Source organism: Lentzea sp. NPDC051208 (genome assembly GCF_040682435.1).
In the GTDB taxonomy this organism is placed as follows: Bacteria; Actinomycetota; Actinomycetes; order Mycobacteriales; family Pseudonocardiaceae; genus Lentzea; species Lentzea kristufekii.
The window spans coordinates 92,799-114,912 of sequence record NZ_JBFBAW010000011.1 but is presented as its reverse complement, the minus strand read 5'-3'; the positions used below and the strand labels follow the sequence as shown (position 1 = coordinate 114,912).

Sequence of the window (22,114 nt, the reverse complement as noted above, 5' to 3'; positions counted from 1 at the left end):
CTGGGGCGTGGGGGCTCGGCCCCCACAAGACACGCGGAACAAGCTCGGCGAGCGCGTTCCGCGAGCATGCGGCTCCCGCTTGTGGAGCCCTATGCCACGCCGTCCCGGCGCTGCCTCTGCAGACGTGCGACGCACCAGGCTGCGGCAGAACCGCGGCGGAGGTGCTGGAGAACCGTCATCGGTCCCAGGCGCCGACCGAGGTCGGCAGGAGACAGGCCGGCCGCGCGGTAGTCGAGCGCGCGCTGGTCCAACGGGCTGATGCCCGCGTCCCACCACTGCTCGGCCTCGGCGACGTCGCCCACCAGCTGCCAGTAGCTCGCCGCGGCGGCGAGCAGTGCCTCGGGTGCCTCCGGCGCCCGCTTGCGCATCGCGGCCACGTAGGCCGGATCCGCCGAGTCGACCTTGACCAAGCCACGCGACCCGCTCCTGCCTCCCCGCTGCACGGGGATGCCTGGCGCCGAGGGGGGAGCCTCCGCGAGCCATGCGTTCTTGATCCGGTTCACCTCCTGCATCTCTGCGTCATCAGACCGTTCAGCCGCCCACTGCTGCAACAGCTCGTGGACCCCGGAGTCCTCGACCATATGTGCCTCCTCGTCGGTCGGGGATCGGCCATTGCAGCGGAAGGTATTCGGTAGGTCTGACAATCGCCAGACCCTGAATCCCCAGAACACCCGTTACCAGTGCGTGATTGGCCTCATTCCACCCGTCCGGCTCAACGCAGACAGCCGAGGATCACCCGCTGTCACTAGCTGATCGGGGTGGCCGTGCCGAAGAGGCTCCTGACGAAGGTGATGATCGACTCCGCGCCCTGACGCAGCCAGCCGAGTACCTGCTGCACCGCCGAGGCGGACTGCTCGGGCTGGGTGATCAGGAGGAACAGCACCAGCGCGACGCCCGCCAGCACTAGCACCTTCTTGAGGTTCACAGGTACCTCTCCGTCCATGTGGTTCACCGGTCGAGCGGCGGACCGCCCGTGTCACCCGCCATGGTCCCTCATTCACCCTTGCGATGAACAACGACCACGCCAAACTCGTCACAGGATCCACCGGCGACGCACGTCTGCACGACGGCCAACGTCACCCGAATGGCGGCTAAAGACAGGCGTCAGCAGCGCCGATGTCCTGGGCACGAGGTGAACACGGAGCCCCTCGCATCCCACAGCTTGGAAGAGAGACTGTTGCACCGGCCCTCACCCGGATGCCGAACGTCCCCCATCACGCACCGTCACGCGCTCGTGGCGTTATTAATGCACACCCGAACATTCATCCAATTACTCCAGACCGCCGCAGTTCCATAATGCGTTCGTCCGCCACACCCATGTCGGCAAGCACTTCCCCGGTGTTCACCCCGGCGGAAACCGGAGCCGTTGGAACGGCGGCCGGAGTGCGGTCGAAGCGAGGCGCCGGCGCGGGGTGCGGCGCACCGGACACGTCCACGAAAGTGGAGCGCGCCTCGTTGTACGGGTGCCGTGCCGCCTCGGCGGGGGTCAGCACCGGCGCCAGGCAGGCGTCCGTGTCCCGCGCGAGGTCAGCCCATTCGTCCCGCGGCCGGGTCTTCACCGCCGCCGCGATGCGCTCCCTCAGCTCGGGCCAGTTCGCCGGATCGTTGCGCGAGGGTGCGTCCTCCAGGCCCAGCACGCGCACGAGGTCCGCGTAGAACTTCTCCTCCAGCGCGCCGATCGCCACGTACTTCCCGTCCGCGGCCTCGTACACGTCGTAGAACGGCACTCCACCGTCGAGCATGTTCTCGCCGCGCCCGCCCGTCCACATGCCCGCGGACCGCATCCCGTGCAGGAACGTCGTCAGCAACGCCGCCCCGTCGACCATGGCGGCGTCCACGACCTGGCCGCGTCCGGAGCGCTCCCGTTCGTACAGCGCGGCGAGCACGCCGAGGGCCAGCAGCAGCCCGCCCCCGCCGAAGTCGCCGAGCAGGTTGATCGGGAACGACGGCGGCCCGCCGGCCCGGCCGAGTGGTTCCAGGGCACCCGCGACGGCGATGTAGTTGATGTCGTGGCCGGCGCGGTCGGCGAGGGGCCCGTCCTGGCCCCAGCCGGTCATGCGTCCATATACAAGGCGCGGGTTGCGGGCGAGGCACTGCGCGGGGCCGATGCCCAGCCGTTCGGTGACGCCCGGCCGGAAGCCCTCGATCAGCACGTCCGAGCGTTCGACCAGCTGCAACACCAGCTCGGCGCCTTCGGGCCTGCGGGTGTCGATCGCGATCGAGCGCCGGTTGCGGCCGAGGAAGTCGCCGGGGATCGTCGGCACGCTCCCCGGCTTGTGCACCTGGATCACGTCCGCGCCGAGGTCGGCGAGCACCATGGCACCGAACGGCGCGGGTGCGAGGCCCGCGAGTTCGACGACGCGAAGACCTGCGAGGGGACCGGTCACAGGGACCTCGCGATGATTTCCTTCATGATCTCGTTCGTGCCGCCGTAGATCCGCTGGACGCGGGCGTCGGACCAGGCACGCGCGATCGGGTACTCGTTCATGTAGCCGTAGCCGCCGAAGAGCTGCACGCACTCGTCGACGACCTTGCCCAGCCGGTCGCTGGCCCACCACTTCGCCATCGCGGCGGTCGGGATGTCCAGTTCACCCTTCAGGTGCTTCTCGACGCACTCGTCGATGAACGCCCTGGTCACAGCTGCCTCGGTGGCGCACTCGGCGAGCTTGAACCGGGTGTTCTGGAACTTCATCAGCTCCTTGCCGAACGCCGTGCGCTCCTTCACGTACTTCAGCGTCACGTCGACGGCCGCCTCGATGCCCGCGATGCAGCAGACGCCGATGATCAGGCGTTCCTGCGGGAGCTGCTGCATGAGCTGGATGAACCCGAGGCCCTCCTGGTCGCCGAGGAGGTTCGTGACCGGCACGCGGACGTCGTCGAAGAACAGCTCGGCGGTGTCCTGGCCCTTCATGCCGACCTTGTCGAGCACCCGGCCGCGCCGGATGTCGTTCTCCACGACCAGCAGCGAGATGCCCTGGGCACCCTGCGCCGGGTCGGTCTTGGCCACCACGATCACCAGGTCGGCGTGCACGCCGTTGGTGATGAACGTCTTCGAGCCGTTGATGACGTACTCGTCGCCGTCCCTGATCGCCTTGGTCCGGATGCCCTGCAGGTCTGAGCCCGCGCCGGGTTCGGTCATCGCGATCGCGCCGACGTACTCGCCGGACGCCAGCTTGGGCAGCCAGCGCTGCTTCTGCTCCTCGGAGCCGTAGGAGTTCAGGTAGTGGGCCACGATGCCGCTGTGGACGCTGTTGCCCCACGCGCTGTCGCCGGCCCGCGCCTGCTCCTCCAGCAACACGGCCTCGTGGGCGAAGGTGCCGCCACCGCCCCCGTACTGCTCGGGGATGCTCAGGCACAGCAGGCCGAGCTCACCGGCCTTGCGCCACAGTTCGCGGTCGACCTGCTTCTGCTCGGCGAAGCGCTCGACGTGCGGTGTGACCTCCTTTTCGAAGAACGTGCGTGCGAGCTGGCGCAACTGGTCCAGGTCACTGTCCATCCACCGCGATCGACGCTCTGCCATGCGGTCCACGAAACCACCGGGCGGTGATCCACGCCATGACCGCCGCGCCTGCGCAGCCCGGAAAAAGTGAGCGAAATTCCCACCCCGGTCGTACAGACTGCTGGGTATGCAGATCCACCAGGTCACGCCGGACGAGTGGGAGCTCTGGCGCGACACCCGACTGGACGCACTGGCCAGCGACCCCGGGGAGTTCGGCTCCACGCTGGCCCGCGAGCAGAGGTACGGAGAAGACGAGTGGCGTGCCCGCGCGGCGGAAGGCCTGAAGCTCGTCGTGCTCGATCCCCGCCCGGTCGCCCTGGTCGCCGCCACCGCGGAACCCGAGGGCCTCTACCTCTACTCGATGTGGGTGCGTGACTCCCATCGCGGCCGGGGGATCGGGGAAGCCCTGGTCAGGACGGTGCTGACGTGGGCGGCCGAGGAGGGCTGGAAGGTCGTGCGGCTGCGCGTGTGGGACGACAACCTGCCGGCGCGACGTCTGTACGAGCGGCTCGGGTTCGTCGACGCCGAGGAACCCGAGCACATGGAGTGCCGGGTGAGCTAATCGGTCACCCTCCACGGTCATGGCCAGGTCGAGAGGCCGGGCCTAGCGTGGTGTCATGAGCGAAGCCTTGATCTTCGACGCGGTGCGCACGCCGCGCGGCAAGGGAAAGCGCGGGTCGCTGCACAGCGTCAAGCCCGTCGAACTGGCCGCCGGTGTGCTGCGCGCGCTGTCCGAACGCAACTCCCTCGACACCTCCGCGGTGGACGACGTCGTGTTCGGCGTGGTGTCCCCGCTCGGTGAGCAGGGCGGCGACATCGCCCGCACCGCGGTGCTGGCCGCCGGGTGGGACCAGCGCCCGGCCGGGGTGCAGCTCAACCGGTTCTGCGCGTCGGGCCTCGAGTCGGTGAACCTCGCCGCGGCCAAGGTCGCGTCCGGGTTCGAGGACCTGGTGGTGGCGGGCGGCGTCGAGTCGATGTCGCGCGTGCCGATGGGGTCCGACGGCGGCGCGTGGGCGATCGACCCGCAGACGAACTTCGACCTGTCGTTCGTGCCGCAGGGCGTGTCCGCCGACCTGATCGCGACGCTGGAGGGCTTCTCCCGCACGGACGTCGACGCGTGGGCCGCCCGGTCGCACGCCCGCGCGTTCGAGGCGCAGAAGGACGGCCGGTTCGAGCGGTCCGTCGTGCCGGTCGTCGACCAGAACGGCACGGTGGTGCTCAAGGAGGACGAGACGATCCGTCCGGAGTCCACTGTGGAGTCGCTCGGCCGGTTGAAGCCGAGCTTCCAGTTCCACGGCGACCTCGGCTACGACACCGTCGCGATCGACCGCTACCCCACCGTCGAGCGCATCAGCCACGTGCACACGCCCGGCAACTCGTCGCAGATCGTCGACGGCGCCGCGGCGATGCTCATCGGTTCGGCGGCGACGGGCAAGGCCCTCGGCCTGACGCCCCGCGCCCGGATCGTGTCCGTCGCCGTCGTGGGCACGGAGCCGACGATCATGCTCACCGGACCGGCACCGTCCGCGCGCAAGGCGCTGGACAAGGCGGGCCTCTCGGTCGAGGACATCGACCTGTTCGAGGTCAACGAGGCGTTCTCGTCGGTCGTGCTGAAGTTCCTGCGCGACATGGACATCCCCGAGGACAAGGCCAACGTCAACGGCGGCGCCATCGCGCTGGGCCACCCGCTCGGCGCCACCGGCTGCATGATCCTGGGCACGCTGCTGGACGAGCTGGAGCGCCGGGACCTGCGCCGCGGCCTGGCCACGCTGTGCGTGGGCGGCGGCATGGGTATCGCGACGATCATCGAGAGGGTCTGAGGCATGCCGTTCCACTACGACAAGGACGCCGAAGGCATCGTCACCCTGACGATGGACATGTCCGGCTCCGCCAACGTGATGAACGACGAGTACCGGGGCCTGATGGGCGACGCGGTCTCCCGCCTCGAAGGCGACGAGATCACCGGTGTGATCATCACGTCCGCCAAGAAGACGTTCTTCGCCGGCGGCGACCTCAACGTGCTGATCGCGATCACGCCGGAGAACGCCTCGCAGGCGCTCGAAGGCGTCGAGGAGCTCAAGTCGCAGCTGCGACGCCTGGAGAGGCTCGGCAAGCCGGTCGTGGCGGCGATCAACGGGACCGCGCTCGGCGGCGGTTTCGAGATCGCGCTGGCCGCGCACCGCCGGATCCTGTTGAACGACAACAGCATCCGCGTCGGCCTGCCCGAGGCGACGCTGGGCCTGCTGCCCGGCGGCGGTGGCGTCACGCGCATGGTGCGCCTGCTGGGCGTGCAGAAGGCGTTGCCGTTGCTCATGGAGGGCAAGCAGCTGCGGCCGGAACGCGCGCTGCAGGCCGGAATCGTGCACCAGGTCGTGGACACGCGCGAGGAGCTGATCTCCGAGGCCCGAGCGTGGATCAAGGCGAACCCGGCGCCGACGCAGCCGTGGGACGTGCAGGGCGCGGGCGTGCCGGACCTGAAGTTCGGCGACCCCAACAGCTACGGCCTGCTCGCGGCGGCTCCGGCCGTGCTGAGCAAGAAGTCGCACGGCGTGTACCCGGCGCCGGAGAAGATCATGGCGACGGCCGTCGAGGGTGCCTACGTCGACTTCGACACGGCGCTGAAGATCGAGGGCCGCTACTTCGTGGAACTGGCTTCGGGCCAGGTCTCCAAGAACATGATCACGGCGTTCTGGTTCAACCTCAACGAGGTCAACGGCCGCGCGTCCGCCACGGGTCGTCGCGTGGCCAAGCTCGGCGTGCTGGGCGCGGGCATGATGGGCGCCGGAATCGCCGAGGTGTCCGCGAAGGCGGGCATCGAGGTGGTCCTGAAGGACGTCAGCCTCGAAGGTGCCCAGAAGGGCGCTCAGGGCCTGGAAGGCATCACGCCGACCGACTCCGACGACGACCTCGCGGGCTGCGACCTGATCATCGAGGCGGTCTTCGAGAACCGCGAGCTGAAGAACGAGGTGCTGCCCGCGGCCGAGGAGAAGGCGTTGCCGGACGCGGTGATCGCGTCCAACACCTCGACGCTGCCGATCACCGGCCTCGCGTCGGCGGTGACGGCGCCGGAGCGGTTCATCGGCCTGCACTTCTTCTCGCCCGTGCCGAAGATGCGGCTCGTGGAGATCATCCGCGGCGAGAAGACGTCCGAGGAGACGCTCCAGCGCGCGCTCGACTACGTGCGGCAGATCGGGAAGACGCCGATCGTGGTCAACGACTCGCGCGGCTTCTACACCTCGCGGACGTTCGGCACGTACGTGATCGAGGCGATCACGATGCTGGCCGAGGGCGTGGCGCCGGCGTTGATCGAGAACGTGGCGAAGAAGTCCGGCATGGCCGTCGGCCCGCTGGCGGTGTCGGACGAGGTGACGCTGTCGCTGCAGCTGAAGATCCACGACCAGACGCTCGCCGACGACCCGTCGCTCGTGTCGGAGAGCCCGGCCTACGACCTGATCCGCGAGATGGTGTCGCTGGGCCGCAGCGGGAAGTCGACCGGTGCCGGCTTCTACGAGTACCCCGAGGGCGGCAAGAAGTTCCTGTGGCCCGAGCTGGCGACCCGGTACGCGAAGGCCGACGCCGGAGTGTCCGAACAGGACGTGCGTGACCGGTTGCTGTTCGTGCAGTCGCTGGAAACCGTGCGGTGCCTGGACGAGGGCGTGCTGACGTCGGTGGCGGACGCGAACATCGGCTCGATCTTCGGGTTCGGCTTCGCGCCGTGGAGCGGTGGCACGCTGCAGTTCATCAACTCCTGCGGCGTGCAGGCGTTCGTGGAACGCGCGGACTACCTCGCCGACACGTACGGGGAGCGGTTCCGCCCGCCTGCCTCGCTGCGGGAGCGCGACAAGTTCTAGGCGCGGTAGGAGCCGGGTGAGGACCCGGTCCAGCGTTTGAAGGCCCGGTGGAAGGCGCTCGCCTCGGAGAACCCGAGGCGCAGCGCCAGTTCCTCGACCGACTCCCCGCCCCGCACCAGCGAGGCGACCGCCTGGTCACGCAGCAACTGCTCGCGCACCTCGCGGAACGACGTTCCCTCGGCCGCCAGCCTGCGGCGCAACGTGGGCGCCGACACCCCCAGCTGGGCCGCCACGGCCTCCAGCCCGGTCACCCCGCGCCCGAGCAGCCGCCGCACGTGCCCGGACGTGTCCGCGCCGTGGTCGCGCCGCGACAGCAGATCGGCCGGCGAGTGCCGCAGGAACCGCTTCAGCGCCGCCTCGTCCTGCACCACGGGCATGCGCAGGAACTTCGGGTCGAACGCGATCGTGGTGACGCGCGCGCCGAACCGCAGCGGGCACCCGAAGATCAGGTGGTACTCGGCGGCGTGCGCCGGTTCCGGGTAGCCGAACTCGGCGCTCTGCAACGGGATGCGGCGGCCGATGAGCCACGACGAGAAGCGGTGCCACAGCACGAGAAGCGACTCGGTGAGGAAGTGGTCGGGGTCGCCGGGAACGTGGAGCGTGAAGCGGCCGCCGTCGAGCGACAGCTCCAGCGGCTCGTCGAAGAGCGCGTAGAAGGCCAGGCCGCGCTTGAGCGCCGATTCGAGGTCCGGGCAGTGCACGGCCAGCAGGCACATCATCGCGAACGTGCCGCGCTTGGACGGCCGCGGTCCGAAGCCCATGAACTCGTCGTCGAGGACTTCCCAGAGCGTCTGGATGAACTTCGTGTACTGCGCGGGCGTGACGCGCGCACGGTCGTCCGCGAGAAGGCTCTGGGGGATGCCCGCACCGAGCAGGACGGCGGACGGCTCCGGGCACGCGCGGAGCGCCGCACGCACGTAATGGATCGCCACGGTCCTGGTGTGCACGACCCACAGTAAACGCCACCGGCGGTGGCGCGGCTCCGGGAGAGTTCGAGCCGCGTCACCGCCGCAGTGGGCCCACCCGGTGAGCCGTACTCCTCGCCAACGGGGCTTGCGCACGTCCGCCGGCAAGGGACGATGTGGTGTCCGCAGACGCTATGTGGTCTAGACCAAGAAAGTCAATGGTGAAAGAGTCGTCCGTTCTTGATGTTTCAGGCTTGTTCCAGCGGCGCTACCGCGAACCCCGCACTGAACCTCTGACACCAGATCACGACACTCCGAATGGTTGCCACATCCACGCCCGCCGGAATGTCGTACACCTGATCGCCGCGGTTTCCCTTCAACTTGCCCAGACTCGTGAATCCCTGACCAAAGGTCTTCTCCGACGAGCTCGACGCGTGCGGCGAGAGGTAAACGTACAGGTCAGGCCCGTCGCTCGTGTTCAACGAGGCGAACTGGACCGAATGCCCTCCGTCAGGCAGTTCGATGAGGCTGGCCTTACCGGTGGTCGCGTGCTCAAGTGAGCGCCACTCGCCGGCCGCGACCTCCTTGGGCGTTTTCGCGACGGGCGCGGGAGCACTGGAAGCGGCCGGCTGCGCCGTGGACGGAGCGGTCGACTGAACAGTGGCCGCGGGCACGAGCAACGCGTCACGCGTTTCACGAACCGTGAGCAACCGCCACGGCTGGAACAGGTACAGCCCGACCCCGAGAGCGACGACCAGGAAAACTGAGACGGGAATCAGGATTCGACGATGGCGCATACCGAAAATACTGGCGCAAACCGGACCGAAAAGAGCTTACGGAGTTGTTAGGGTGCCAAGCCGTGGCGACACAGGCGAGGATCGGCCAGGCCGTGCTCGGCGTCCTGATGATCGGCTGCGCCCTGACAGGCCTGTTCCCCAGACCGGTGCCACTCCTCTTCGCCATCGCGGCGATGGGCACGGCCAACGCCGCGTTCCCCGTCATGCGCACGTTCGGCTCCGCACTGCTGGGCGGCGTGGCAGCCTCCTCGATCGCCCTCTCGTCGGTCCCGTTCGTCACCTGCTCCACGGAACGCTTCACCGAGGTGTTCACCTGCACGGGTGACGCTCCGACGTGGCATTTGACCGGAACCGTGCTGGTGGCAGGCCTTTCCGGTGCCAGTTTGGTACTGGCCCGCATCACAGTTCAGTGACAGCGATCACTCAACCGGGGCCGTCAAGGAGCCGATAAGGCAACCAGGTGAGCGTTCTCCTGCGACCGGCCCAGCCGGTAATCTGCCGAAGAGAGTGACCGCCCGACTTCACACCGTGAGCATTTAGAGGAGGACTGCTGTGCGCGCACTGTGGGCCGCAGGCGGCTCCGCCGTGCTCGGGTCAGCGTTGCTCGGCGTGCTGGTAGGCATGGCGCTCCACGGAGCGGCAGGCGAAGACCCGCTGAGCAGAACCCCGGCATCCACGTGGATCTCGTCCACCCCCAGCACCCCGCAGAGCTCGACGGAGAGCTCGACCCCGAGCAGCAGCGCACCATCGAGCTACACCGGCTCGCCCCCGAGCACGCAGCAACCGCAGAAGACCACCACGCCACCCCCAGCGGCGACGAACCCGGCGCAGCCCCCACCTCCGCCATCACAAACGACGACGCCGGCACCGTCCTCGTCGGGCTGGCCGTGCAGTCCGCTGAACCCACTCCCGCCGCCCACCTGCAAGAGCATGGGCAACTAGCCGCCGGAGCGCAGGCTCGCGCAGGGGTCCTCTCGCGTTTCGGCTCCCCCGCGTCCCAAGGTAGCGGCGAGGTCTGACAGTCCCGCGATGACGAGCAAGGCCAAGCGATGCCGCAGGCAAGCAGTCATTCCTCAAGGGAGCGGTGGTGGCTCCCCCGTCTAGCGCTCCTGAGCTTTGCCGCCGCGCTAGACGAGGGGGCCACCACCCAACGCAACAGCACGCCGCCCAAAGCAACGGGCGTGCCATCTACCCGCGCACGGCGTGGGACCGGCTCCTTCGGGAGTGCCGGAGTCTGAGGGCGGAGCCCTCAGCCAGAAACGTCAGGCAGACTCGCGCCGAACCAGCACAGTCGGCAACATCTGCTGCTTCTTCTTCACAGTCTCATCCCGAAGCAGCTTCACCAGGTGCTCGACCATCACCTTGACCTGCTCATCGGAATCCTGCCGCACCGAAGTCAACGGCGGCGAAGTGTGCTCGGCAATGGCCACATGATCGTCGAACCCGACCACGGCGACATCCTCAGGAACCCGCCGCCCAGCCTCGTGCAACGTCTCCAGCGCACCGGCAGCCATCAGGTCGGAAGCCACGAAGACAGCATCGAGCGAAGGCACCCGAGCCAGCAACGCGGACATGGCCTTCCGCCCACCCTCCCGGGTGAACCCACCGTCCTCGGTGAGCCGGGCGACTCCCTTGTCGTCCAACGACATGGCCGACTTGAAGCCGTTCAACCGGTCTATGGCGGACAGTTCGTCCAAGGGCCCGGAGACGTGGACGATCTTCTTGCGCCCGAGCGACTTCAGGTGCTCGGTGGCGAGCACGGCGCCGCCCTCGTTGTCGTTGTCCACGAGGTGCATCCCCCGCAACGACCCCCACGGCTTGCCGGCGTACACCACCGGCAGCGGCAGCTTCTTCACGATCGAGACCAGCTCGTCGTTGCGGTGCGGTGCGAACACCAGGGCACCGTCGACGTGACCGCCGGCCAGGAACCGGTGTGCACGCGCCTGGTCGTCCAGCGAGTGCACCAGCATGAGGACCATCTGCACGTCGACGTCGGCCAGTGCCCGCGCCCCCGCACGGATCAGGCGCGCGAAGTGCGGGTCGTCGAAGATCTTGGGCTCCGGCTCGGAGAACAGCACGGCCACGGCGCCTGTGCGACGGGTGACCAACGCGCGGGCGGCGCGGTTGGGCTGGTAGCCCAGCGCCGTGACCGCGGCGTTGACCGCTTCCAGCGCCTCCGGGCTGACGCGCGGCGACGCGTTCAGCACTCGTGACGCTGTCGCGCGGGAAACCCCTGCCCTCGCGGCAACGTCTTCCAACGTCGGACGCGCGTGGTTGGACACGAGCACCACCACTCCTCGATGAAAACCTTTGATCCGCTAAGCAGCTTAGCCCCAAAGGATCTCCAAGGAGGGTTTCCGCGCTGTTCATCGTGTTTTTTCGGCGACCTCGACGGCTTCGGGCGTCTTCAGGGCACGCACGCGAGGCGTGATCGAAACACGGAGCAGTCCGTCTTCACGGCGTGTCGTGGTGGCGAGACCGGCGCGCGCGGCCGTGCGAACCAGGGCGGTTTCCGAAGGGAGGCACCACGCGACGAGCTCCGTGAACCCGGCCGCGCGGGCGCCCGACGCGAGGGCGCCGAGCAGTGCGGAGCCCACGCCTCGGCGTTGCCAGGCGTCCTCGACCAACAACGAGACCTCGGCGCAGTCCGGTGTGCCGGTGTGGATGAGTTGTCCCAGGGCCACGACCTGGTCGCCGCACTGACCGAGGACCGTGGTGCCGCGTGGCGGGTTGAGCAGGCGGTGCAGCCAGCGGCGGGGCACGGTGCGCATGCCCGAGTGGTAGCGGTTGAACATCGTCCTCATGGAACAGCGGGAGTGCAGGGCGGCGACGGCGTCCTCGTCCTCGTCGGACCCCGGACGCAGGACCAGCGCCGCGCCGTCGTCGCTGAGCACCGCCCGCATCGAGGGCCTCGGCGCGTCCACGAGGTCGAGCAACGCCTGCGCGCGCGTGAGTTCGACCTGGGTGAAGGGTGCCCAGCCGCGCCGGGCGGCCCACTCCCCCAGCTGGACCTGGCCGTCGGCTGCCTCGCCGACCGTCACGGAGTCGGCGGCCAGCACCTGGCGGAGTGCGTCGGCGGTCTGCTCCGGGTCGGTGAGCGCCATCCGCGCGGCGCGCAGCACCGCCGTCGGCTGGTCCACGAGGTCGCGCAGGTCGGCGCGGGTGATCCCGACGCGTTTGCCGCCCTCGCTGCGCACCGCCTCGACGAGATCTGCGGGGAGCACGCCGGGAGCCGCCCGCACGACGATCTCGTCCAGCACCCCTCCGGGCACGGGGATCACGTGCAGCGCGAGGACGTTGCAGTCGGCCGAGGCCAGCCGGACGGTGACGCGCGCGAGCGCGCCGGGGCTGTCGCTGAGTTCGAAGCGCAGGCGCCAGGTCGTCGTCATGACGTCAAGAGTTCATGGAAGTTGTTGCCGCGAGGCGAACCACGCGTAAAACGCTCGTCATAGGGTCGCCGCATGAGGAGAACACTGGCCGCAGGCCTCACTTTGCTCACCGTCACGGCACTGGCCACGCCCACCACCGCCGCTCCGGGGGTGACCGGCCAGAAGGGCCCCAGGCAGGCGACGCTGACGAACTTCGCGTTCCTCCCGGCAGAGACCTACCTTCCCGGCAGCGAACCGAGCGGCGCGGCACTGGGGACGGCCCCGATCAACGGGGTCACGCCGCCGTTCGCCGACCAGCCCATCCAGGGCTTCAGCGGTCTCGTGCGCAACAGCGACGGCACGTTCGACGCCATCTCCGACAACGGCTACGTCACCAAGGCCAACAGCGCGGACTTCCTGCTGCGGATCCACCGGATCGCACCCGACTTCGCGAGGAACACCGTCGACGTGCTCGGCGGCGTCACGCTGACCGACCCGAACGGCCACATCCCGTTCCCGCTGACCAGGCAGGACCGGGTGATCACCGGCGCCGACATCGACGTCGAGTCGGTCACCCGCGGCGCCGACGGCACGTACTGGATGGGCGACGAGTTCGGCCCGTACCTGCTGCACTTCGACCGCGCGGGCCGCCTGCTCACCCCGCCGGTACCGCTGCCCGGCGTGCGGGCTCCGGAGAACCCGGCCGGCAACCCGAACCTGGGCGGCAGCAGGGGCTTCGAGGGCATCACCCTCTCGCCGGACGGCAAGAAGATCAACGCGCTGCTGGAGGGCACCGTCGCCGGTGATACGCCGGGCACGCTGCGCCTCAACGAGTTCGACATCGCGAGCAACAGCTTCACCGGCAAGACATGGCGCTACCAGTTGGAAGACCCGAACTTCGCCATCGGTGACGCCATCGCGGTCGACGACAACCGGCTGCTGATCATCGAACGGGACAGCGCCCAGGGCGCCGACGCGATCGTCAAGCGCGTCTACCTCGCCGACAAGCGGGACAGGAACTCCGACGGCAAGCTCGACAAGACACTGGTCGCCGACCTGCTGAACCTCGCCAACCCGAAGCACGTCGGCGGGCAGGCGGATCCGTTCAGGTTCCCGTTCGTCACGATCGAGGACGTCACGATCCTCGACGACCGCACGATCGCGGTGCTCAACGACAACAACTTCCCGTCGTCGTCGGGCCGCACGCCGGGCAAGCCGGACAACAACGAGTTCATCACCATCAAGCTGGCGGAGAACCTGCACGCCGACCCACGGGTCCTGCGCAGGCGCTGAACGAGAGAGCGCTCTCACCTGCGGACAGAAGTATCTGCAGGTGAGAGCGCCAAGGCCCCTCGGCCCGTCCTGTCGGCTAAACGGTGTAACCGTGCGCGGGGAGCCCGTTCTGCCCGATGATCCGGGACAGCGTGGCCGCGCTCTCCTTGACCGTGCGCTGCTGCGTCTCGAAGTCGACGTGCACGATCCCGAACCGCTGCGAGTACCCGGCCGCCCACTCGAAGTTGTCGAGCAGCGACCACGCCAGGTAGCCGCGGATGTCGGCGCCCTCGGAGATCGCCCGGTGCACCGCGCGCACGTGGTCCACCAGGTACTTCGTCCGCTTGACGTCGTGCACGCGACCCGCCGGGTCGACGACGTCCGGGAACGCGGACCCGTTCTCCGTGACCACCAGCGGCACCCCCGCCGTGTCCCGGGACAGGCGCACCAGCAGCTCGGTGAACGCGTCGGCGTTCTGCTCCCACCCGAACCCGGTGAGCTCGCCCTGCGGCGGCTCGATGGTCACACCGCGCAGGCCCGCGTGCGGACCGGCCGGCACGAAGTCCGGGTCGGCCGGCGCGACGCGGGTCGGGTTGTAGTAGTTCACCCCGATCCAGTCGATCGGGGTCGCGATGGTCTCCATGTCCCCGTCGCGCACCACGTTCGTCCAGTCGCCCAGCCACGTCGTGTCCTGCAGGACGTCGAGCGGGTAGCCGCGGCCGAGGACCGGGTCGAGCAGGATGCGGTTCTGCAGGCCGTCGACCTTGCGGACGGCCTCCGCGTCGTCGCCCCAGATCGTGCTGAAGTTGAGCACGATCGACAGCCGGTGCGACTCCGGTGCCTGCGCGCGCAACGCCTGCGTGGCGAGCCCGTGGGCCAGCAGCAGGTGGTGCGCCGCCTCCAGGGACGCCACCGCGTCGGTGATGCCCGGCGCGTGGATTCCGTTGCCGTAGCCCAGGAACGCCGAGACCCACGGCTCGTTCAGCGTGGTCCAGGCCTGCACCCGGTCGCCGAGCCGTTCGTGCACGATGGCCGCGTACTCGGCGAAGCGGTAGGCGGTGTCGCGGTTGCGCCAGCCGCCGAAGTCCTCCAGGACCTGCGGGAGGTCCCAGTGGTACAGCGTGGCGAGCGGCTGGATGTCCTTCTCCAGCAACGAGTCCACCAGCCGGTCGTAGAACGCGAGCCCGCGTTCCTCGACCTGGCCGCTGCCGCTGGGCTGGATCCGGGGCCACGCGACGGAGAACCGGTACGAGGCCAGCCCGAGGGACTTCATCAGGTCCACATCGGACTGGTACCGGTGGTAGTGATCGCAGGCGGGGTCGCCCGTGTCACCGGCCAGCACCTTGCCGGGCGTCGCGGCGAACGTGTCCCAGATCGAGGCGCCACGGCCGTCCACCGTGGTCGCGCCTTCGATCTGGAACGCCGCGGTCGCCGCTCCCCAGAGGAAGTCCGGCGGGAAGGTCAGCACCTCCCGCCCGACCTCGACGTCCGAGTCGGTCGTCATACATTCACATCCTTGTGGCTTGATCCCTGCTGAGGTTCATCCCTTGAGCGCGCCCTGCATGATGCCGCCCACGATCTGGCGCGACAGCAGGACGAAGATCGCGATCACCGGCAGCACCGCGATGGAGGCGCCGGCGAGCATCAGGGAGTAGTCGGTGTAGTACCCGCTGGCCAGGGTCGACAAGGCGACCTGGACCGTCGGGCTGTCGTTGGGGTCAAGCACGATCAACGGCCAGAAGAAGTCGTTCCACGCCGTCATGAACGTGAACATGCCGAGCACCGCGGCCTGGGGCCGCACCGCCGGGAACCCGACGTGCCAGAACGTCCGCAGCACCGAGCAACCGTCCATGCGCGCGGCCTCGATCAGCTCGTACGGCACGGTCTCCTCGCACGCCTGGCGCATCCAGAACACCGCGAACGAGCCGATCAGCACCGGCACGATGACCGCCTGCAGAGTGCCGTACCAGTCGAGGTCGGACATCAGCATGTACAGCGGGATCACGCCGAGCTGCGTCGGCACCATCGCGGTGCCGAGCACGACGAGGAACAGCGAGTCGCGGCCCTTGAACCGCAGCCGCGAGAACGCGAACCCGGCCAGCGTGCCCAGCACGACGTTCGAGATCGCGACGCTCGACGCCACGATGAACGAGTTCTGCATGGCGAGCCAGAAGTCGACGGTGTCGAAGACGCGGGTGATGTTCTCGACCAGGTTGCCGCCGGGAACCAGCGGCGGGACCTTCTCGCCGAGGACCGAGTTGTCCTTCGACGCGACGATGAACGAGTAGTACAGCGGGAAGATCGACGCGGCGAGCACGGCGACCAGGAACCCGTAGAGCAGCGGCCCTGCCTTGGCGTTCTTCACTGGATCACCCCTTGCCCGCGATGCGCCGGGTCAGCGTGAAGTTGACCACCGCGACCACCAGGACGACCACGAACAACATCCACGCGACGGTGGCCGCGTAGCCGGCGTCGAACAACCGGAAGCCCTTCTCGTACATGTAGAGCACCAGCGTCTGGAACTGCCGGTCGGAGCCACCGGTGGAGTTGTTGGCGGCGAACCCGGGGTCGAACAGCGCCGGTTCCGCGAACAGCTGCAGACCGCCGATCGTCGAGGTGACGACGGTGAACAGGATCGTCGGACGGATCGACGGCACGGTGATCGACCAGAACATCCGCCAGCGACCGGCGCCGTCCAGCGTGGCCGACTCGTACATGTCCTTGGGCACGGACTGCATCGCCGCCAGGTACAGCAGCGCGTTGTACCCGGTCCAGCGCCACATGACCATGGTGGACACCGCGAGGTGCGAGGCCCACGTCTCGGCGCGCCAGTCGATCGGGTCGATCCCGACGAAGCCGAGCAGGAAGTTCACGATGCCGAAGTCGCGGCCGAAGAACTGCGCGAACACCAGCGCCACCGCGGCGACCGAGATGACGTTGGGCAGCAGCACGCCCGCCCGCCAGAACGCGCTGCCGCGCAGGCCCCGGTCCAGCAGCGCGGCGAGGCCGAGCGCGGCCAGCAGCTGCGGCACCGTCGAGAGCACGAACAGGCTCAGCGTGTTGAACAGCGCGTTCCAGAACTTGGGGTCGCCGAAGAGCTCGACGTAGTTGGCGAGACCGACGAATCCCTGGTTGCCGTCGATCAGCTGCCAGTCGTGCAGCGACACCCACGCCGTGTACACCAGCGGGTACAGCCCGAAGACGCCGAACACCAGGAAGAACGGCGCGATGATCAGGTACGGCGTGTACCTGGCGTCCCAGTTGCTCAGCCCGAAGCGCTTCGGTTCCTTGGAAGGCGAAACCGAGACGGCCGGGGCCGCCTCGGTCTCTTGACGCGTCACCGTCACTTGGCGGCGTCCGTCGCTTCCTTCAGGGCCTGCGTCCACGCCTCAGCCGCGGACTGCTTGCCCTGCTCCACGCGGGTCAGCGCGGTGGCGAACACCGGTCCGACCTTCGAGTCCTTCGTGCCGCGGTAGGTCGGCTTCAGCGACTCCGCCGAGGTCGCGAAGATCTTGCCCACCGGAGCGGAGTTGAAGTACTCGTTCACGGTCGCCTGCACCTCGGCGTCCTGGTAGACCTTCGGCTGGCTCGGCAGGTTGCCGGTCTCCTTGAAGATCCGCTTCTGCTGCTCGGGGGCCGTGAGCCACTTGGCGAGCTCGTAGGCCTCCTTGGGGTGCTTGCCCTGCTTCGGGATGGCGAGGAACGAGCCACCCCAGTTGCCGCCACCGCCGGGCGCCGTCGTCACGTCCCACTTGCCGGCGGCCGCGTCACCGGCACCCGCCTTGATCAGCGCGAGCGCCCAGGCCGGGCACGTGGTCGTGGCGAACGAACCCTGCTTCAGCGCGACGTTCCAGTCCTGGCTGAACGGCTCCAGGGCACCGGTCTGCTGCTTGGTGCCGAGCGCCGCCGCCGTCTCGAACGCCGTCTTGACCTTGTCGTTCTTCTCCGCGATGTACGAGTCATCCTTCGCGAAGTAGCCCTCCTCGGTCTGGTCCAGGATCGCCTTGTAGACGTTGCGGCCGGTGTCGACGAACTTCACGTTCGGCGTCTTGGCCGTGAACTGGTCGGCGACCTTCGCGTAGTCGGCCCAGGTCGGCCACAGCTTGGCGACCTCGGCGCGGTCGGTGGGCAGGCCCGCCGCCGCGAACAGGTCGGCGCGGTAGCAGAGCCCGAGGCTGCCCATGTCCGTGCCCAGCCCCAGCACGAACTCACCGCCGTCGGCGGTGCCCTGGTTCCACTTCCACCCGGCCCACTGGTCCTTCAGGTCCTTGGCGCCGTACTCCGCCAGGTTCACGAACTTGTCCTTGGAGGCGCGGAACTGCGAGACCACGCCCTCCTCGAGGGCCACGATGTCCGCGGCACCACGGCCACCCGCGAGCTGCGTCGCGAGCTGCGTGTTGTGCTGCTCCATCTTGACCTTGCGCTGCTCGATCTTGATGTTCGGGTGCGAGGCCTGGTACTCCTCGATGAGCTTGTCGTACCCGAAGTCGGAGAACAGACCCAGCGACAGCTCGATCTTGCCGTCGGCCCCGGAACTCCCGCCGCATCCAGCGACCAGAACCATCGCGAGGGTCGCAGCAGCGCTGCCGACCAGTCTTGTGCTCATCCGTCCTCCTCGACGACGCCGTGAGCGGCGCTTAACTGTGATGAGAGCGCTCTCACACTCAACCGGAGACGCGCGGGTGTCAAGCGGTCGACATCGTTCCGTAACTTTGTGGAGGCAGGCAACAAAAACCTGGACCGAAACGCCGAACGTGCCGGACGAGGCGACCAGAGGCCCTCGGAAACGACGAAGAGGGACGACCGGGCCCTCGCTCCGGTCGTCCCTCACCCCAGGTAGAGGGGCTTGCCGGCCAAAAGTGACGCGCGACCCCCAAGATTTTTCACGCGGGGCCCTTTCGTACTGCATGAGAGTACGAAAGGGCCCCGCGTGGAGTAGCAGTATTCCGGGATGCGGAAACAGCGGAGGTCCGGTGCCCCGACAGCACCGGACCTCCACCGATCCCCCCGGTCGTGCGGCCCCTGTTTCCGCACTCCCGGACCCGCCCGGCCGTGGCCCCCGGCAGCGAGGCCGGGCGGGGTGTCCCCTACGCCTCCGCCATGCCCGCGACCACGGAGTTCCTGGCCGCACGACGGGCCGGCAGGGCTGCCGCGATGACCGCCGCGACCACGGCCAGGCCGAGCATGATGCCGATCTGACCGAACGGGATGGAGAAGCTGATCCGGAACTCCGAGTTCGAGATCGCCTCGACCAGCAGCCACCCGAACCCGGCGCCGAGCAGCACGCCCACGACCGCGCCGATCAGCGCCATCAGGATCGACTCGACCACGAGCATCTGCCGCAGCTGGCCCCTGGTCAGGCCCAGCGCCCGCAGCAGGGCGGACTCGCGGGTCCGTTCCAGCACCGAGAGCGTCAGCGTGTTCGCGATGCCGAACAGGGCGATGATCAGCGCCAGGCCGACGAGGGCCCAGATGAACATCAGGATCTGGTCGATCTGCCCGTTGAGCTCCGCCTTGGTCTCGGCCGCGGAGTCCAGCACCGCCACCGGCGAGGTGGCGATGAACCGTTCCAGATCGGCGCGCGCCACCGTGATGTCGGTGCCGGGCGCGAGCTTGACCAGCACGTTCTGGTAGCCCTTCACGGGCTCCTTGAGCAGGGACTCGGCGGTCTTGAGCGTCACGATGCCGGTGCCGTAGCTGTTGTCCTTGATCAGCGCGACGACCTTGAGGTCCTTGCCGCTGATCGGGACGGTGGAGCCGATGGTGACACCGGCGTCCTTGGCCTCCTTCTCGCGCATGGCGAGCTCGCCGTCCTTGAGCCCGGCGAGCGTGCCACCGGCGAGGTCCGGGCGCACCAGGGAACCGATCGCGTCGGACGGGTACCCGGTGACGTCTGCGTACTGCAGCTTGGGCGACTCGCCGTACGCCCTGAGCTCGGGCGCGACCTGCGCGACGTTGCGCACCTTGGCGAGCTCGTCGGCGAACTTCTGCGTGAGCGGCTGGCTGTAGACGTTCGACTTCACCGCGTAGTCGGCCGGGAAGCGCTTGTCCACCTGCTCGTTCATGGTGGCGCGGCCGCTGCCGGCGACGACCGTCACCATGGCGACGATGGTCACGCCGATCATCAGGGCCGCCGTGGTCGCGGCCGTGCGCTTGGGGTTGCGACCGGCGTTGGCCGAGGCCAGCTTCGCCGGGACACCGCGCAACGCCTTGCCGAACAGGCGGTTCACCAGCGGCACGTACAGCGGGCCGAGCAGCAGCACCGCGAGCAGGAGCACCATCGTGGCGGCACCGGTGATGAACATCGCCGGCTCTTCCTTCTCCTGCTGGAGTCCGAAGTAGACAGCGGCGCCACCGATCAGCGCGATCAGCGTCGCGGCGACGATCCGGATCTTGCCGGTGCGGGCGACGTCGTCGGAGCTGTCCGGCTGCGAACGCAGCGCGGCCACCGGGGCGACCTGCGTGGCACGGCGGGCCGGCAGCACGGCCGACAGCACGGTCACGACCACGCCGACACCGAAGCCGGCGGCGATGGTCACCCACGAGATCGGCAGGCGGATCGGGGCGTCCTCGCCACCGGGGCCGCCGCCGCCCACCGTGCTGATGAACGCCTGCAGGCCGGCCGAGACGCCGAGTCCGCCGAGGAGGCCGAGCACGGACGCCGCGAGACCCATGAAGAGCGCTTCGGCGAGCACGCTGCGGAACACCTGCGAGCGGTTCGCCCCGACGCAGCGCAGCAGCGCGAGTTCCTTCGTGCGCTGGGCGACGAGGATCGTGAAGGTGTTGTAGATGACCATGCCCGCGACGACGAGCGAGATCGCGGCGAACGCGAGCAGGAAGGTCTTGATCTCGCTCGCGGCGTCACCGACCTGCGCCAGCGTGGCCTGGGTCAGCTGCTCACCGGTCTGCACCTCGTAGCCGGCGCCGATCGACTTGGTGATGTCGGCGACCAGCTGCTGCTGCGAGACACCGGGCTTGGCGACCGCGACGATCTCGTAGATCCGCTGGTCCGGGATCACCGTGCGCAGGCCTTCCGGCGAGACCAGGACGTGGTCGCTGCCGGACATCGAGATGCTGCTGGCGCCCTGCTGGTAGGTGCCGACGATGGTGAACGCGTGCTCCGCGTTCTCCTCGTCGAGCAGCTTGAGCTTGTCGCCGACCTTGAGCTTCGCGACCTGGGCGGTCTTGGTGTCGATCGCGGCCTCGTCGGCCTTGACCGGGAACTTGCCGTCCTTGAGGTTGAAGTCGCGCAGCTTCTCCGTCGTCGGCAGCGGCTGCACCAGCGCGCTGCGCGCCTTGCCCTCCCCGCTGAGCAACGCGGCGCTGCCGAACTCACGGGAGTCCGCGCCCTCGACACCAGGGGTGTTGCGGACCTTCTGCAGGAAGTCGGCGGGGATGCCGTCCTCCCGGTTGGGGCTGTTCTCCCCCATGTGCACGGCCGCGTCGACGTTGCGGGCGCTGCGGGCGAAGTTGTCCCTCGTCTGTTCCCCGACCGCGTCGCCGAGCACGAGCGTGCCCGTCACGAACGCGACGCCGAGCGCGATGGCGATGCTGGACAGCACCAGCCTCGCCGTGCGGGCCCGCAGGCCCGCAAGGATCGTCTTCAGCATCGGTAGCTCACGCCCCCAGATGCGTGAGGGCGTTCACGACGGACTCGGTGGTGGGCTGGTGGATCTCGCCCGCGAGACGGCCGTCGGCGAGCAGCACCACGCGGTCCGCGTAGCTCGCGGCCACCGGGTCGTGCGTCACCATGATCACGGTCTGGCCCATCTTGCGGACCGACATGCGCAGGAAGTCGAGGACCTCGGCGCCGCTGCGGGAGTCCAGGTTGCCGGTCGGCTCGTCGGCGAAGATGACCTCGGGACGGGCGACGAGCGCACGGGCGCAGGCCACGCGCTGCTGCTGGCCACCGGACAGCTCGGTCGGGCGGTGGGTCAGGCGGTCGCGCAGGCCGAGCACGGTGACGATCGTGTCGAACCACTCCCGGTCGGGCTTGCGGCCGGCGAGCTCCAGGCCCAGCAGGATGTTCTGCTCGGCGGTCAGCGTCGGCAGCAGGTTGAAGGCCTGGAACACGAAGCCGACGCGGTCGCGGCGCAGCTTGGTCAGGTCCTTGTCGTTCAGCTTCGTGATCTCGGTCTGTCCGATGTGGATCTCGCCGCTGTCCACCGTGTCCAGTCCCGCGAGGCAGTGCATCAGCGTGGACTTGCCGGAACCCGACGGACCCATGATCGCGGTGAAGCGGCCGGCCTGGAAGGCGACGTCGATGCCGTCCAGCGCCCGCACCGCGGTGTCACCCTTGCCGTAGACCTTCACCAGGTTGTGGGCCGCCGCGGCGGTCCGGGTGCCGACCTCGGACACCAGTGCAGACATGTGGCTCGCCTTCCTCACAGGGGATGTTCCTTGCTGAGGAAGAAGCTATGAG

19 protein-coding genes are annotated in these 22,114 nt (G+C 68.7%); 5 read left to right on the top strand and 14 right to left on the bottom strand.

Features of this window, described 5'->3' with window-relative positions:
- Positions 1-89: 89 nt before the first annotated feature.
- The 4 genes from AB0M48_RS26295 to AB0M48_RS26280 form a co-directional block, all read right to left on the bottom strand.
- A complete protein-coding gene (locus AB0M48_RS26295; protein WP_090012227.1) occupies positions 90-581 on the bottom strand; it encodes a transcriptional regulator in 492 nt (163 codons plus the stop codon).
- A 164-nt stretch (positions 582-745) separates the two neighbouring features.
- Positions 746-943 (bottom strand): hypothetical protein, encoded by a 198-nt coding sequence (locus AB0M48_RS26290; RefSeq protein WP_093597123.1) that lies wholly within the window; start codon positions 941-943, stop codon positions 746-748.
- A gap of 319 nt (positions 944-1,262) precedes the next feature.
- On the bottom strand, positions 1,263-2,387 hold the full coding sequence (locus AB0M48_RS26285) for a CaiB/BaiF CoA-transferase family protein (RefSeq protein ID WP_363846768.1): 1,125 nt from the start codon (positions 2,385-2,387) through the stop codon (positions 1,263-1,265).
- Positions 2,384-3,520: an acyl-CoA dehydrogenase family protein gene (locus AB0M48_RS26280; RefSeq protein WP_363846766.1), complete on the bottom strand. Its 1,137-nt coding sequence runs from the start codon at positions 3,518-3,520 to the stop codon at positions 2,384-2,386. The genes AB0M48_RS26285 and AB0M48_RS26280 overlap by 4 nt, the downstream gene beginning before the upstream one ends.
- Positions 3,521-3,626: 106 nt before the next feature.
- Here AB0M48_RS26280 and AB0M48_RS26275 point away from each other — a divergent pair, with 106 nt between their 5' ends.
- Genes AB0M48_RS26275 through AB0M48_RS26265 form a run of 3 tightly spaced genes read left to right on the top strand, consistent with a single transcriptional unit; the run spans position 3,627 to position 7,350 of the window.
- Positions 3,627-4,061 (top strand): GNAT family N-acetyltransferase, encoded by a 435-nt coding sequence (locus AB0M48_RS26275; RefSeq protein ID WP_363846764.1) that lies wholly within the window; start codon positions 3,627-3,629, stop codon positions 4,059-4,061.
- 55 nt (positions 4,062-4,116) lie between these two features.
- A complete protein-coding gene (locus AB0M48_RS26270) occupies positions 4,117-5,319 on the top strand; it encodes an acetyl-CoA C-acetyltransferase (protein ID WP_363846762.1) in 1,203 nt (400 codons plus the stop codon).
- Positions 5,320-5,322: 3 nt separating this feature from the next.
- A complete protein-coding gene (locus tag AB0M48_RS26265; RefSeq protein WP_363846760.1) occupies positions 5,323-7,350 on the top strand; it encodes a 3-hydroxyacyl-CoA dehydrogenase NAD-binding domain-containing protein in 2,028 nt (675 codons plus the stop codon).
- Here AB0M48_RS26265 and AB0M48_RS26260 read toward each other — a convergent pair.
- Together AB0M48_RS26260 and AB0M48_RS26255 are read right to left on the bottom strand one after the other, a co-directional pair.
- Positions 7,347-8,297, bottom strand: coding sequence for an AraC family transcriptional regulator (locus AB0M48_RS26260; RefSeq protein ID WP_363846758.1), 951 nt, complete (start codon positions 8,295-8,297; stop codon positions 7,347-7,349). The two genes, AB0M48_RS26265 and AB0M48_RS26260, sit on opposite strands and share 4 nt — an antisense overlap.
- Positions 8,298-8,503: 206 nt before the next feature.
- Positions 8,504-9,052, bottom strand: a complete 549-nt coding sequence (locus AB0M48_RS26255; protein WP_363846756.1) for a DM13 domain-containing protein — start codon at positions 9,050-9,052, stop codon at positions 8,504-8,506.
- 62 nt (positions 9,053-9,114) lie between these two features.
- On the opposite strand from AB0M48_RS26255, the gene AB0M48_RS26250 reads away from it, so the two are divergent.
- Positions 9,115-9,465 carry a hypothetical protein gene (locus AB0M48_RS26250; RefSeq protein WP_319982155.1) on the top strand — a complete coding sequence of 117 codons (351 nt, stop codon included), beginning with the start codon at positions 9,115-9,117 and terminating at the stop codon, positions 9,463-9,465.
- Between the two features lie 849 nt (positions 9,466-10,314).
- Here the strand turns inward: AB0M48_RS26250 and AB0M48_RS26245 are convergent.
- Together AB0M48_RS26245 and AB0M48_RS26240 are read right to left on the bottom strand one after the other, a co-directional pair.
- A complete protein-coding gene (locus AB0M48_RS26245; protein ID WP_363846754.1) occupies positions 10,315-11,340 on the bottom strand; it encodes a LacI family DNA-binding transcriptional regulator in 1,026 nt (341 codons plus the stop codon).
- 78 nt (positions 11,341-11,418) lie between these two features.
- On the bottom strand, positions 11,419-12,441 hold the full coding sequence (locus AB0M48_RS26240; protein ID WP_363846752.1) for a GNAT family N-acetyltransferase: 1,023 nt from the start codon (positions 12,439-12,441) through the stop codon (positions 11,419-11,421).
- Between the two features lie 72 nt (positions 12,442-12,513).
- Between AB0M48_RS26240 and AB0M48_RS26235 the strand changes: the two genes are divergently transcribed.
- On the top strand, positions 12,514-13,713 hold the full coding sequence (locus AB0M48_RS26235) for an esterase-like activity of phytase family protein (RefSeq protein ID WP_363846751.1): 1,200 nt from the start codon (positions 12,514-12,516) through the stop codon (positions 13,711-13,713).
- A gap of 76 nt (positions 13,714-13,789) precedes the next feature.
- Here the strand turns inward: AB0M48_RS26235 and AB0M48_RS26230 are convergent, their stop codons facing one another.
- The 6 genes from AB0M48_RS26230 to AB0M48_RS26205 all read right to left on the bottom strand — a co-directional run bounded on the left by AB0M48_RS26230 (position 13,790) and on the right by AB0M48_RS26205 (position 22,062).
- Positions 13,790-15,196: a GH1 family beta-glucosidase gene (locus tag AB0M48_RS26230; RefSeq protein ID WP_363846749.1), complete on the bottom strand. Its 1,407-nt coding sequence runs from the start codon at positions 15,194-15,196 to the stop codon at positions 13,790-13,792.
- A 36-nt stretch (positions 15,197-15,232) separates the two neighbouring features.
- Positions 15,233-16,057, bottom strand: coding sequence for a carbohydrate ABC transporter permease (locus AB0M48_RS26225; protein WP_363846747.1), 825 nt, complete (start codon positions 16,055-16,057; stop codon positions 15,233-15,235).
- A gap of 4 nt (positions 16,058-16,061) precedes the next feature.
- Positions 16,062-16,961: a sugar ABC transporter permease gene (locus AB0M48_RS26220; RefSeq protein WP_363847149.1), complete on the bottom strand. Its 900-nt coding sequence runs from the start codon at positions 16,959-16,961 to the stop codon at positions 16,062-16,064.
- A gap of 74 nt (positions 16,962-17,035) precedes the next feature.
- Positions 17,036-18,298, bottom strand: coding sequence for an extracellular solute-binding protein (locus tag AB0M48_RS26215; protein ID WP_363846745.1), 1,263 nt, complete (start codon positions 18,296-18,298; stop codon positions 17,036-17,038).
- Positions 18,299-18,779: 481 nt separating this feature from the next.
- The gene (locus AB0M48_RS26210; RefSeq protein ID WP_363846743.1) at positions 18,780-21,302 is read right to left on the bottom strand and encodes an FtsX-like permease family protein; all 2,523 of its coding nucleotides are present in this window, start codon (positions 21,300-21,302) and stop codon (positions 18,780-18,782) included.
- Positions 21,303-21,309: 7 nt separating this feature from the next.
- Positions 21,310-22,062, bottom strand: a complete 753-nt coding sequence (locus AB0M48_RS26205; RefSeq protein ID WP_363846741.1) for an ABC transporter ATP-binding protein — start codon at positions 22,060-22,062, stop codon at positions 21,310-21,312.
- Positions 22,063-22,114: the final 52 nt, after the last annotated feature.